This window comes from Rhodoferax saidenbachensis (genome assembly GCF_001955715.1).
Lineage (GTDB): Bacteria > Pseudomonadota > Gammaproteobacteria > Burkholderiales > Burkholderiaceae_C > Allorhodoferax > Allorhodoferax saidenbachensis.
On the sequence record NZ_CP019239.1, the window covers coordinates 2,472,629 to 2,485,680 of the forward strand.

The 13,052-nt window shown below is 61.5% G+C and carries 9 protein-coding genes and 1 riboswitch; of the genes, 6 read left to right on the forward strand and 3 right to left on the reverse strand.

All coding sequences use genetic code 11. The features are described from left to right. Positions 1-72: 72 nt before the first annotated feature. Positions 73-162: riboswitch (cyclic di-GMP riboswitch) on the forward strand. Between the two features lie 175 nt (positions 163-337). From RS694_RS11860 to rsxB, 6 genes are all read left to right on the forward strand, one after another. Continuing rightward, positions 338-1,930: a methyl-accepting chemotaxis protein gene (locus RS694_RS11860; protein ID WP_051392037.1), complete on the forward strand. Its 1,593-nt coding sequence runs from the start codon at positions 338-340 to the stop codon at positions 1,928-1,930. 8 nt (positions 1,931-1,938) lie between these two features. Further along, positions 1,939-2,982 carry an NAD(P)H-dependent flavin oxidoreductase gene (locus tag RS694_RS11865; RefSeq protein ID WP_029708970.1) on the forward strand — a complete coding sequence of 348 codons (1,044 nt, stop codon included), beginning with the start codon at positions 1,939-1,941 and terminating at the stop codon, positions 2,980-2,982. Between the two features lie 107 nt (positions 2,983-3,089). Beyond that, positions 3,090-4,298: an amino acid aminotransferase gene (locus RS694_RS11870; protein ID WP_029708971.1), complete on the forward strand. Its 1,209-nt coding sequence runs from the start codon at positions 3,090-3,092 to the stop codon at positions 4,296-4,298. A gap of 104 nt (positions 4,299-4,402) precedes the next feature. After that, positions 4,403-5,746, forward strand: a complete 1,344-nt coding sequence (locus tag RS694_RS11875) for a phospholipase C/P1 nuclease family protein (protein ID WP_029708972.1) — start codon at positions 4,403-4,405, stop codon at positions 5,744-5,746. Between the two features lie 63 nt (positions 5,747-5,809). Beyond that, positions 5,810-7,273 (forward strand): polyhydroxyalkanoate depolymerase, encoded by a 1,464-nt coding sequence (locus RS694_RS11880; RefSeq protein WP_029708973.1) that lies wholly within the window; start codon positions 5,810-5,812, stop codon positions 7,271-7,273. A 13-nt stretch (positions 7,274-7,286) separates the two neighbouring features. After that, complete coding sequence (gene rsxB, locus RS694_RS11885) at positions 7,287-7,949, forward strand: electron transport complex subunit RsxB (protein ID WP_029708974.1); 663 nt, start codon at positions 7,287-7,289, stop codon at positions 7,947-7,949. Here the strand turns inward: rsxB and RS694_RS20860 are convergent. The 3 genes from RS694_RS20860 to RS694_RS11900 all read right to left on the reverse strand — a co-directional run bounded on the left by RS694_RS20860 (position 7,946) and on the right by RS694_RS11900 (position 13,035). Next, entirely contained in the window at positions 7,946-10,270 is a 2,325-nt protein-coding gene (locus RS694_RS20860; protein WP_051392038.1) for a methyl-accepting chemotaxis protein, read from the reverse strand. The two genes, rsxB and RS694_RS20860, sit on opposite strands and share 4 nt — an antisense overlap. A gap of 175 nt (positions 10,271-10,445) precedes the next feature. Next, the gene (locus tag RS694_RS11895) at positions 10,446-10,913 is read right to left on the reverse strand and encodes a VOC family protein (RefSeq protein WP_029708976.1); all 468 of its coding nucleotides are present in this window, start codon (positions 10,911-10,913) and stop codon (positions 10,446-10,448) included. 19 nt (positions 10,914-10,932) lie between these two features. Beyond that, a complete protein-coding gene (locus RS694_RS11900; RefSeq protein ID WP_029708977.1) occupies positions 10,933-13,035 on the reverse strand; it encodes an acetyl-CoA carboxylase biotin carboxylase subunit in 2,103 nt (700 codons plus the stop codon). Between the last annotated feature and the right edge of the window lie 17 nt (positions 13,036-13,052).

A 13,052-nucleotide genomic window follows, 5' to 3' on the forward strand; every position in this document is an offset into this window, starting at 1 on the left:
TGCCTGAGTCGGCAAGACCTGTGGCATGCAGGTTCGGGTACGGCACCAGTATCGGGTGCGCACTAGAATATTGCATCTAAAAAGCACACCTTTACGAAAGTTGGGGTCGCAAAGCTTCCGGTCTACCGCCTCCTGAGGGGCCAAGATAGCGGAGTTGCTGATGTCAGGGACGGTCTGCAAGCCATCGGCCACACTGGCTCCGACATTCCCATCGGCGGCTTGGCGCGCTGCGCTGACCACGCGACTTCCTCCTCTTCCATAGTCTGCTTTTGATGACGGCCGCGCCCGCGTGCCACCTGCCTTGTGTGCAGGCCTGCGAATTTTGGAAGGAAGCCATATGAAATTGAACGATATCCGGGTGTCCCACAAACTGTGGAGCACGATTTTGGGCCTCTTGCTGCTGCTCTTGGGTGTTGCCGCCTATACGCAGTACCGCTCTGGTCTGGCCATGGAAAAGGCGCTGGCCGATGTGCAGCGCTTTGAGGCCAACATCACCAACGCCGTGCGCTGGCAGGGCCTGACCGAAACCAATACCGAACGCTCACTGGCCAGCATTGCCACGACGGATGCCACCGTCGAGAAATTCTTCATTGACCGGCAGACCCAGGGCTCCGCGCGCATCAGCGAGGTACAGACCAAGGTGCGCGAAGTGGCAGTGTCCGACATCGACAAACAGGCGCTGGCCAAAGTGGGAGATGCCCGCACCACGTTGCTCAACACGCTGAAGAAACTTCCCGAAGTCAAAGCGACGAACGATGCAACAGCACGCCGCGATTTTGCGTTGAACGAATTTCTGCCCACCGCGCTGGCTTACATTGACGCCTTGAAGGGCTTCGTCAAAGCCCAGGAAGACCAGCGTGACGCTGCAAAAATAGAGGCCATGGAAGCACGAAGCAATGCAACCCTGCTGGGCATTGCAAGCGCCATTTTGGTGGTGGTGATCGCCGTCGTGATGGCGTGGGCTCTGGTGCGTTCCATCACTCTGCCGCTGGCCCGCGCTGTCGAAGTCGCCCGCGCCATCAGCGGTGGCGATCTCACACAAACCCTGCAGGACGACCGCAAGGACGAGTTCGGCGAGCTGTTGCAAGCGCTCTCGGAGATGGTGGCCCGGCTCAGAGGTCTGGTGTCTGAAGTGCGGCATGGGGTGGAATCGGTCTCCACTGCCTCCAACGAAATTGCCAACGGCAACCAAGACCTGTCGGCGCGCACCGAACAAACTGCCTCCAACCTGCAGGAAACTGCCGCTAGCATGGAGCAACTGACCAGCACCGTGGCCCAATCCGCAGAGACCGCGCGCCAGGCCAACCAGTTGGCCACCACGGCCGCCAGCACGGCGGCACGCGGTGGCGAAGTCGTAGGCCAGGTGGTGCACAGCATGCGCCAGATCAGCGAATCGTCCACCAAGATTGCGGACATCATCGGTGTCATTGATGGCATTGCCTTCCAGACCAACATCCTGGCGCTCAACGCCGCCGTGGAAGCTGCACGGGCCGGCGAGCAGGGGCGCGGCTTTGCCGTCGTTGCCAGCGAAGTGCGCAGCCTGGCGCAGCGCAGCGCACAGGCAGCCAAAGAGATCAAGACGCTGATCGATGCCTCGGTCCAGACCGTGGAAACCGGCTCCGCCCAGGTCAGCCACGCTGGCGAGACCATGGGTGAAATCGTTTCCAGCGTACGCCGCGTGTCGGACCTGATTGGTGAAATCACAGCCTCCTCCACCGAACAGAACGACGGCATTGGCCAGGTGAACCAAGCTGTGAGCAATCTGGACCAGATGACACAACAGAACGCAGCACTGGTTGAGGAGTCGGCCGCGGCCGCCGCCGCCGCCGCGCTGCGTGACCAGGCACATCGTCTGACTGAAGTGGTGTCGGTATTTAATGTTGGCACGCCCGCGCCCAAGACAGGGCTGCAGCGCATTGCCATGGTTTAGCCAACAACATGTCCACTCTGAACTTCCTGGGTACGCAGTTACCCATCATCCAGGCCCCGATGGCCGGTGTGCAAGGCCACGCGCTGGCCGCCGCCGTTTGTAATGCAGGCGGGCTGGGCTCCATTCCCGCCGCCATGCTGAGTCTGGACGCGCTGCGCAACGAACTCACGCAGCTTACCGCGCTGACCGACAAGCCCTACAACGTCAACTTCTTCTGCCACACACCGCCCGCGCCCGACGCGGCACGCGACGCCGTCTGGCAACAGGCGCTGCAGCCTTTTTATGCAGAACTGGGCCTGTCGCTGGCCGACATCGTTCCCAGCCCGGGCCGTGCCCCTTTTAGTGCTGAAGCGGCCGATGTGCTGGAAGCCTTCAAGCCAGCCGTGGTGAGCTTCCATTTCGGCCTGCCCTCGCCTGCATTGCTGGCACGCGTCAAAGCCTGGGGCAGCTTGGTGCTGGCATCCGCCACCACCGTGGACGAAGCCCTGTGGCTGCAAGCGAACGGCGTCGACGCCATCATTGCCCAGGGTCTGGAAGCTGGCGGGCACCGTGGCATTTTCCTGAGCGATGACCTGAGCACCCAGGTAGGCACCATGGCGCTGCTGCCGCAGATCGTGCAGGCGGTGACCGTGCCCGTGATTGCCGCAGGCGGCATTGCCGACACGGATGGCGTGGCCGCAGCCATGGCGCTGGGTGCCTCGGCCGTGCAAATTGGCACAGCCTACATGTGCTGCCCCGAGTCCACCACTTCCGCCCTGCACCGCGCGGTATTGCAGAGTCCGGCCGCACGCCATACGACGCTCACATCCTTGTTCACCGGCCGCCCGGCGCGCGGCATCGTGAACCGGCTGATGCGCGAACTGGGGCCGTTGAACCCGGCAGCCCCTGCCTTCCCGATGGCGACTGGCGCCATTGCCCCGTTGCGCGCGCGCGCCGAAAGCCAAGGCAGCACAGATTTTTCTCCCCTATGGAGCGGGCAAAACGCCTCGCAATGCCGCAATGTGCCAGCGGCCGAGCTCACGCGTGCACTGGCAGAGGGCCTGGCGCGTTAAACACCCAGAAAAGGCACCAGCGCGGTGCCCGGTAAAATAGGGATTACCCGCATCGCAGGTCGCGTCCGCGGGTAACCCACCCGACATTCCAATCACAGGACTTTTTCATGTCTCTTTTCTCCGCCGTCGAAATGGCTCCCCGCGACCCGATCCTGGGTCTGAACGAACAATTCAACGCTGACACCAACCCCAACAAGGTGAACCTGGGCGTAGGCGTGTATTTCGACGACAACGGCAAGCTGCCTCTGCTGCAGTGCGTGCAAGCCGCCGAGAAAACCATGATGGAAAAGCCCACCGCGCGTGGCTACCTGCCCATCGATGGCATCGTGGCCTACGACAATGCCGTCAAAGGCCTGGTGTTCGGTGTCGACAGCGAACCCGTGACCTCCGGCCGTGTAGCCACCGTGCAAGCCATTGGTGGCACCGGCGGTCTGAAGATCGGCGCCGACTTCCTGAAGAAGCTGAACCCTGCCGCCAAAGTGCTGATCTCCGACCCCAGTTGGGAAAACCACCGCGCGCTGTTCACCAATGCCGGCTTTACAGTCGACTCCTACGCGTACTTCGACGCAGCAGCCAACGGTGGCAAGGGTGGCGTGAACTTTGACGGCATGCTCTCCAGCCTGAACGCGGCCGCCGCTGGCACCGTGGTCGTGCTGCACGCCTGCTGCCACAACCCCACTGGCTACGACATCACCCCCGAGCAATGGGACCAAGTGATTGCCGTGGTGAAAGCCAAGAACCTGACACCGTTCCTGGACATGGCCTACCAAGGCTTTGGCTACGGTATTGCCGAAGACGGCGCCGTGATCCAGAAGTTTGTCGCCGCCGGCCTGAACTTCTTTGTCTCCACCTCCTTCTCCAAAAGCTTCAGCCTGTACGGTGAACGCGTCGGTGGCCTGTCCGTGCTCTGCAAGGACAAGGAAGAAGCCGGCCGCGTGCTCTCCCAACTCAAGATCGTCATCCGCACCAACTACTCCAACCCACCCACACACGGCGGTGCCGTAGTGGCTGCGGTGTTGAACAACCCCGAGCTGCGCGCCCTGTGGGAAAAGGAACTGGGTGAGATGCGCGTGCGCATCAAGGCCATGCGCCAAAAGCTGGTCGACGGCCTCAAAGCCGCCGGTGTCAAGCAGGACATGTCCTTCATCACCACCCAGATCGGCATGTTCAGCTACTCCGGCCTGTCCAAAGACCAGATGGTGCGTCTGCGCTCCGAATTCGGCGTCTACGGCACCGACACCGGCCGCATGTGCGTGGCCGCGCTGAACAGCAAGAACATTGACTACGTATGCCAGGCAATCGCCAAGGTCATTTAAGTAGCTAGCTCACACGAGCGGCTGGCGTCCCGAAAGCGGATGCCAGCCGCTATTTTTTTGATAGCTGCTGGCGCATAATCCACGCTCAACCCGGAGAGACTTGCATGAAAAATTTGGCGTTCGCACTGAGTATTTTGGGAGCTTTGTCTACATCACCGGCCTGGGCCTGGGGCAACCACAGCCTGCCCGCCTACCGCGCGCTGGAGGCCATGCCCGAAGTGGCCAACGCCTCCCCCGTCATTGCAGAACCGCTGGAGGCCTTTCTAAAGGCCGAGGAAAAAACCCTGGAGGCCCTGCTGGCCAGCCAGGAAGCCTGGGCCGCGGCCAATCTTGAAAACTACCCGGCACGCCCCGCCGCCCTGGCCTTTACGGCCAAACCCGGCCGCACCGATGAAACCCGCCGCCTGGCATTTCTCTCTGCCTTGCGTGTCGCGCCCAACAGCAAATTCGCGCTCTACATTCAGCCCGACCCGCGCACCAGCAGCGCCGCAGGCAACCTGTTGCCCTACGCTGCGGTCAACACCCTGCCGGAACCACCACACAGCACCTACAAGTTTGCCGCCCTGAAGGCCGGTGACCCGGTAGCCCCCCTGTCGGTGGTGGCCTCTGCGGCAGATGAGCCTGACTACGGCCTGGACATCAACCTGTGGGACGACAGCCCATCTGAATGGGGCAAGACCTACGGCTTTGGCACCCTGCCCTTTGGCAACCCGGCGCTGTCGTTCTCTACCCAGGCCCCGTTCCACATGGGTTTCATGCATGAGAGCCGCGTGCTCTACATGGCGGCCCCGTTCCTCAAGCGCACCTTCCCACGCCTGCGTTCCTACCAATACTCCACGCTGGCTGCGCTGGCCTTTCGCACCGGCCACCCCTACTGGGGCTGGCGCTTTACCGGCCTGTCCCTGCACTACCTGCAGGATCTGACCCAGCCGTACCACGCCAGCCTGGCACCTGGAGATTCCACCACCAAGCTGCTGTGGGCCAATGCACTGGCCATGGCTGGTATGTCGGGCATGAAGGACGACATGATTGTGCTGCTGTCCAACCGCCATCTGGCGCTGGAGAAATACCAGACCGAGTTGCTGGAGAACGCCGCACACAGCAAGCAGGACAGCGCGATAGAAAAAGCGCTGCGCAACACCGACAAGGACGGCAACTACCCCGAGTGGAGCGAGCATTACCTGCGTGATGTGGTCTCAACCCAGGCCGCCGCTGCCGGCCCGCAACTGGTGCAGACGCTGGTAGCCGCCATGCCCCCGGGCTACGTGTCGGACCCTGCTTTTGACTTTGGCACCAAAGAAGACACCATCAACCTGGTGACCGAACTGGCCAAGGTGGACCCGGCCGCCCGGGCCAAACTGGACGCTGCCATTGCCGAGCTGCTGGCCAACTTTGGCGCACACAGCCGCAATGCGGTGCGAGGCATCCTGAAGGCGAGTAACCGTTGAGACCGTAGATATTGGCAACGCTGCTATATTGCAACGCAACATTTCCCTGAAAGCGAGCCTCCCATGCTGTACCAGCTCTACGAAACCCAACGGTCCATGATGGAGCCGTTTTCCGATCTGGCCCAGGCTGCTGCCAAGGTCTACAACAATCCCCTGTCGTTCTTCGGTCAAAACCCGTTTGCCCAACGCATCTCCGCCGGTTACGACCTGATGCACCGCCTGGGCAAGGACTACGAAAAGCCAGAGTTCGGCCTGCGCACCATTGATGTGGACGGCGTGGACGTGGCCATCCACGAGCGCGTGGAAATCACCAAACCCTTCTGTGAGCTGCGCCGCTTCAAGCGTTTCAGTGACGACACCAAGACCCTGGACAAGATCAAGGGCCAGCCCGCCGTGCTCATCGTCGCGCCCCTGTCGGGCCATTACTCCACTCTGTTGCGTGACACGGTCAAGACCATGCTGAAGGACCACAAGGTCTACATCACCGACTGGAAAAACGCCCGCTTGGTGCCCTTGTCGGATGGTGAATTCCATCTCGACGACTACGTCAACTACGTGCAGGAGTTCATCCGCCACGTGCAGGGCAAATACGGCAACTGCCACGTCATGAGCGTGTGCCAGCCCACCGTGCCCGTGCTGGCCGCCGTGTCGCTGATGGCCAGCCGTGGCGAGACCACGCCACTGTCCATGACCATGATGGGCGGCCCCATCGACGCACGCAAGTCCCCCACGGCCGTGAACAACCTGGCCATGAACAAGAGCCACAGCTGGTTTGAAAACAACGTGATCTATCGCGTGCCCACCAGCTTCCCAGGCGCAGGACGGCGCGTGTACCCCGGTTTCCTGCAGCACACCGGCTTTGTGGCCATGAACCCGGACCACCACGCCAAGAGCCACTACGACTACTTCAAGGACCTGATCAAGGGCGACGACGTCAGCACCGACGCACACCGCAAGTTCTACGACGAGTACAACGCCGTGCTGGACATGGACGCCGACTACTACCTGGAAACCATCCACGTGGTGTTCCAAGACTACAGCCTGGTCAACGGCACCTGGGATGTGAAAAGTGTGGATGGCCAGCTGGAACGTGTGCGCCCACAGGACATCAAGACCACCGCACTGATGTCGGTGGAAGGTGAACTGGACGACATCTCCGGCTCCGGCCAGACCCAGGCGGTGCACGACATCTGCACCGGCGTGCCCAAGTCACAGCAAACACACTTCGAAGCCAAGGGCGCAGGCCACTACGGCATCTTCTCGGGCCGCCGCTGGCGCGAGCATGTGTACCCGCAGGTGAAAGCGTTCATCCTGGCGCACAGCAAGATTACCGCCGCCAACAAGGTCGCCGCTCCGGCCAAACCCACAGCACGCAAGGCTGCGCCCAAAGTGGCCGCCCCGGTGGCCAAAACTGCAGCCCCTGCCAAGGCTGCAAAAAAACAAGTAAAAGTGGCTGCAAAGCCCGCCCGTACTGCGCAGGCAGCTACCAAAACCGTAGCGCGCAAACGCGTCGCACGCAAGGCGTGAAACAGGGAAAGCGATGCACGGGGTGACGGTCGCGCGCATTCTGGATGCGCTGCCGCAAACCCAATGCACCCGCTGCGGCTACCCTGACTGCGCCGGTTATGCCCAGGCCATCGTTGACGGCGCGGCCACCATCAACCAGTGCCCTCCCGGCGGTGACGAAGGTGTCATCCGCCTGGCCACCCTCACCGGCCTGCCCCACCAGCCACTAGCCCTGGAGTTCGGCACCGAGGGGCCACGCAGCGTGGCCTTTATCGACGAGAACTGGTGCATAGGCTGCACGTTGTGTATCGACGCCTGCCCCACCGATGCAATTGTGGGCAGCAACAAACGTATGCACACCGTCATCGAAGACCACTGCACCGGTTGCGAGCTGTGCCTACCGGTGTGCCCGGTGGACTGCATCCTGCTGGAAAACGCCAGTGCACAGGCCACGGGCTGGCAGGCCTGGTCTGTAGAGCAGGCAGACACCGCGCGAAAACGCTATGAATTTCATAGCTTGCGGCGCACGCGGGATGAGGGCGAACAGGCTAAAAGGCTTGAAGAAAAGGCCGAGGCCAAGCTGGCAGATCTGCCAGCGCACTCCCAACACACCGACCCGGCAGTACTGGACAAGAAACGTGCCGTGATTGAAGCGGCGCTGGCCCGGGCGCGTGCCAAGCGGGCCACTCCGTCCTAGTTCGCCACCAGGTTTTTGTAGACCCCGCATCCCACATAGACATCGTCCACCTGCTGGACGTACGAGAGCTTGGTTTGTACCTTGCCAGTTGCAGGGTTGGTGATTTCGTACTCCACCCAACCCGGGCCCTGGCTGGCCTGCTGGATGATGGAGGCAATCAGCGCATCGCCGTCGATCCCGGCAACATCCTGCACCCGCGTATTCACCTTGGCCGCGTTACCGCCAAAGGCCAGGTAGGTACCCTTTCCGTCCAGCACAAAGACATACATATCGCGGTCAAACAGGCTGGTTTCCTTGAGTGTGACCTCACGCAGGAACGTGTCGCGCGACCCGCTGCGCTGGCGCAATGCCATGGCGCGCTCCACCAAGGCGCGCGCTTCGTCGGTGGTACCCTGCTGCAGCTTGAATACTTCCACCGCTTTGGACAGCGTGGAAGCGCGGTCCTGCAGGTCGGTCGACTGGCTGACCGCACGCTCCACCATAGCCGCGTTCTGCTGCGTGATCTCGTCGAGCTGGCGCACGGCAGAAGTAATCTCAGACAGGCTGGAGCTTTGCTCTGCGCTGGACGACGATATCTGCGACATATTGACCGCCACGCCACGCACGCCTTCCACGATGCGGTTGATGTTCTCGCCCGCCGCGCGAATTTGCGCAACACCCGTGGCCACTTGTGCACTGGACGAGGTGATGAGCTTGCGGATTTCCTTGGCCGACTCGGCCGAGCGCCCGGCCAGCGAGCGCACTTCCGACGCCACCACGGCAAAACCGCGCCCCGACTCGCCAGCCCGTGCAGCTTCCACCGCCGCGTTCAGCGCCAGGATATTGGTCTGGAAAGCCAAGCCATCAATCACCCCCACGATCTCGTCCATGCGTTTGGTGCTCGCCTCGATGGCCTCCACCGAGGCAATCGCCTGCACCATGCCGCGCGCGCCGTCTTCAGCCGTCTCGCGCACGCGCTGGGTGGTGGTGTCGGACTGCTGCGCCACCTGGGCATTGCCCTCCACGGTGGAGGAAAGCTCCTCCACACTGGCCGCAGTTTGCTCCAGGTTAGCAGCCTGTTGCTCCGTGCGGCTGGACAGTGCCTCATTGCCACGCACCAGGCTTTCCCCAGCATGGGCCACCAGCGCCGCGTTGCTGCGCACGCTGGCAACCATGATGGACACATTGGTCACCATTGCCTGCATGGCGATAACCATGTCGGACAGCTCGTCCTTGCCAAGTACATTGGTTTTGTGGCGCAGGTTGCCGCTGGCGGTCTGTTTCATGAACTCCAGCACTTCTCGCAAATCGGCCATGAAGCTCAGGTTGAAGGCCAGCATGAAATACACCACCAAGAGCATAGCCACACCACTGCCAACTACCGTCATCCACAACAGGCGGATTCCATCAGCCAACCTGCTCTGCAACTGCTCTTGCACCCCTGCGATGGAGGAGCGCTGGAACTTTGTCACCTCGCCAATGGTCTGGGTACCCGCAGCGAAATAGGTTTGCGAATCGCTGATGGCGGCCCCGGGCGCAAAACGCTCGCGCGCCATGCGGGTGAACTCGGTGGTAGCCGTTTGGGCCAGCGTGGCGGCGGGATCTTTGGAGCCCAGTTTGACCATCAAACTTTGCGAGTACTGCGCGTCGCGCACCCAGGCGTCCAGCGCATCCAGCTGCAAGCGCACGCGCACCGCGCCCGCTTCGTCCAGCGTGGGCTGGCTCAGCAGGCCCGCACCCAGGCCGCGCAGCTTGCCCACCTGCTCGGTCCAGGGAATCACGCGCGACACCACCGTATCCATCAGCAGGTAAGTCAGGGGATCTGGGTCATAGAGCAGGCTTGAGCTGTCGGCAAGGCCGTAGACAAAACGCCCCAAATCCTCCACCAGCGCAGTGTGCCGGGCAAAACTCTCTGGGGCAGGCTTGCCCTCCAGCGAGGGAACCAGGGCATCTATGCGGGTGCGCAGTTCAGGCCAGGCCGCAGGCACGGCAAAGGTGGTGATGGCGCTCAGCTTTTTGTCCAGGCTGTCACGCGCAGCGCGCAAGGCTTCGCGGGTTTTATCCCGCCCGGCCTGGGCACTGGTGTTGCCCGACAACACCATGTTCGATTGGCCGCGGTGGGTCTGGATCTGGCGGATCAACTCGCTGGTGTCATCCACCAGCGCAATACCTTCGAGCTCGGCACGGGCGATCTCGATGTCATTGACCTCGCGCATGATCAGTTGCCAGACGATGGCCAGCATGGGCAGCAGCAGCACAGCCGAGAGCACGCCCAGCTTGGTGCCAAAGCGCATCTTGCGCATTCCCCACATGCCCGCCGAAAAAAACTGACCCATTTTCATTTTGTCTCCTCGTCTGCGCGTTGGCATGGGCTCCCGAAAACCCGGTCAGCCCCTGTCCCGCCAACCTATGGCGTAGGACCATTCAACCATCACTAGCTGACTCTAATCCTACCGAAAGCATCCAAAACGCGAAGAAGCCGACAAAAAGGCCCGTCAATTGCGCCCAAAGGACCGCTCAAACAGACAAAGCGGCCACCACTTCCGGGGGCGCCTGCACCAGCTCGATCAGCACGCCTTCGCCGGCAATGGGGAATTCGTCGTTGCTCTTGGGGTGCAAAAAGCAGATGTCAAACCCCGCCGCCCCCTTGCGGATACCACCCGGCGCAAAACGCACCCCCTTGGCCGTGAGCCATTCCACCGCCAGTGGCAAATCGTCAATCCACAAGCCCACGTGGTTCAGCGGCGTGGTGTGCACTGCGGGCTTCTTGTCTGGGTCCAGCGGCTGCATCAAATCGACCTCGACCTTGAACGGGCCCGAGCCGATGGCGCAGATGTCCTCGTCAACATTCTCTTTTTCGCTCTTGAACGTGCCGGTGACTTCCAGGCCCAGCATGTCCACCCACAGCGTCTGCAGGCGTTTCTTGTCCGGGCCGCCAATGGCGATCTGCTGGATGCCCAGCACTTTAAAGGGTCTTTGACTCATGCGAACTCCACCTGAGCGTTTATGCGAATTCGATGATCGCTTGGTCCACACTCAGGCTTTCACCCTTGGTCGCCAGCACCTTGCCCACCACGCCATCGGCTGCAGCGAACAGCACGTTCTCCATTTTCATGGCTTCAATCACCGCCACACGCTCACCCGCCTGCACCTTCTGGCCCACGGTGACGGCCACATCGACCAGCAGGCCCGGCATGGGCGACAGCACGTAGCGGCTCATGTCGGGCGGCGCCTTGTGCGGCATCAGCGCGTGCAACTCGGCCATGCGCGGCGACATCACCAGCGCGTCGATACGCGTGCCGTTGTGCTGCACGCGCAAGGCCAGCGGGTTCTTGGGCGTGCCGCGCTCGATCTGGGCAGTAAACGCCTTGTCATTCACCGTGCCATGGATGCAGATGTCGTTAAGGCGTGAACTGCTACGAATTTCATAGCTGGTTGCGCCCACCCGTACTCGGGCAGAGCCGGTTTCGCCTACAAATTCGTCCACGTGCACTGCCTTGTAGCTGTTGTTGCCAGCAGCATCCAGCGTGACCACTACATAGTCTTTGCCCGCGTTGACGGCGTAGCCGGGCAATTGCCCGGTCAGGCTGGTCGCGCGCTCACGCGACTTGCGGCGCACAAAGGCCGCCAACGCCACCAAGAAGTCAGCGTCGTCATGCGGCACGTCTTCGGCAAAGAAGCCCTTGCCATAGTTCTCGGCGATGAAACCGGTATTGAAGTCCCCCGCCACAAACCTGGGGTGCGCCAGCAAGGCGGCCTGGAATGGAATGTTGCTGGACACACCACGAATCACAAAACCGTTCAAGGCTTCACGCATCTTGGCAATTGCGTCCAGCCGGTCCGTGCCGTGCACGATCAGCTTGGCAATCATCGAGTCGTAAAACATCGGAATCTCGCCACCATCCTGCACACCGGTATCGACACGCACGCCACCAAACACACCCGTTCGGGCTGAGCCTGTCGAAGCCCCCCCAAGCCCTTCGACAGGCTCAGGGCGAACGGATGCAGCAAACAGGGTCTGCTCGGGCGGCGCAAAGCGCACCAGGCGGCCCGTACTGGGCAGGAAGTTGCGGAACGGGTCTTCGGCATTGATGCGGCACTCGATGGCCCAGCCATTGCGCTGCACATCCTTTTGCGCCAGCGGCAGCTTCTCGCCCGCCGCCACGCGGATCATCAACTCCACCAGGTCCAAGCCGGTGATGGCTTCGGTCACCGGGTGCTCCACCTGCAGGCGCGTGTTCATTTCCAGAAAGTAAAAGCTCTGGTCTTTGCCGACCACAAACTCCACCGTGCCTGCGCTCTGGTACTTCACGGCCTTGGCCAAGGCCACAGCCTGCTCGCCCATCGCCTTGCGTGTCGCGTCGCTGATAAACGGGCTTGGCGCTTCTTCAATCACCTTCTGGTGGCGGCGCTGGATCGAGCATTCGCGCTCGTTCAGGTAAATCACGTTGCCGTGGCTGTCACCCATCAACTGGATCTCGATATGGCGCGGTTCTTCGACAAACTTTTCGATGAACACGCGGTCGTCGCCAAAGCTGTTGCGCGCCTCGTTGCGACAGGAGGTGAAGCCTTCAAAAGCTTCCTTGTCGTTGAACGCCACGCGCAAGCCCTTGCCACCGCCGCCTGCCGACGCCTTGATCATCACGGGGTAACCAATGCCTTGGGCGATTTCGACGGCCTTCTCTGCGGTTTCAATTGCATCGTTGACGCCGGGAATGCAGTTCACACCCGCCTTGCCCGCCAGCTTTTTCGATTCGATCTTGTCGCCCATCGCAGCAATCGAATAATGCTTGGGACCGATGAAGGTAATGCCCTCTTCTTCCACCCGTTTGGAGAACTCCGCGTTCTCGCTCAGGAAGCCGTAACCCGGGTGCACGGCTTGCGCGCCGGTTTGTTTGCAGGCGGCAATGATCTTGTCGGCCAACAAATAACTCTCGCGGCTGGGTGCGGGGCCGATGTTGACTGCTTCGTCGGCCAACGCCACGTGGCGTGCTTCCTTGTCGGCATCGGAATACACGGCGACCGTCTTGATGCCCATTTTTTTCGCAGTAGCGATAACACGGCACGCGATCTCTCCGCGGTTGGCAATTAGGATTTTTGTAAACATTTTTGTCCTCAATACAA

What these genes read in the sequence shown, in the direction of transcription:
- RS694_RS11880 (WP_029708973.1), top strand. Translation starts at nt 5,810, where the DNA reads ATGCTGTACCAGCTCTACGAAACCCAACGGTCCATGATGGAGCCGTTT.
- RS694_RS11860 (WP_051392037.1), top strand. Translation starts at nt 338, where the DNA reads ATGAAATTGAACGATATCCGGGTGTCCCACAAACTGTGGAGCACGATT.
- RS694_RS20860 (WP_051392038.1), bottom strand. Translation starts at nt 10,270, where the DNA reads ATGAAAATGGGTCAGTTTTTTTCGGCGGGCATGTGGGGAATGCGCAAG.
- RS694_RS11865 (WP_029708970.1), top strand. Translation starts at nt 1,939, where the DNA reads ATGTCCACTCTGAACTTCCTGGGTACGCAGTTACCCATCATCCAGGCC.
- rsxB (WP_029708974.1), top strand. Translation starts at nt 7,287, where the DNA reads ATGCACGGGGTGACGGTCGCGCGCATTCTGGATGCGCTGCCGCAAACC.
- RS694_RS11900 (WP_029708977.1), bottom strand. Translation starts at nt 13,035, where the DNA reads ATGTTTACAAAAATCCTAATTGCCAACCGCGGAGAGATCGCGTGCCGT.
- RS694_RS11875 (WP_029708972.1), top strand. Translation starts at nt 4,403, where the DNA reads ATGAAAAATTTGGCGTTCGCACTGAGTATTTTGGGAGCTTTGTCTACA.
- RS694_RS11870 (WP_029708971.1), top strand. Translation starts at nt 3,090, where the DNA reads ATGTCTCTTTTCTCCGCCGTCGAAATGGCTCCCCGCGACCCGATCCTG.
- RS694_RS11895 (WP_029708976.1), bottom strand. Translation starts at nt 10,913, where the DNA reads ATGAGTCAAAGACCCTTTAAAGTGCTGGGCATCCAGCAGATCGCCATT.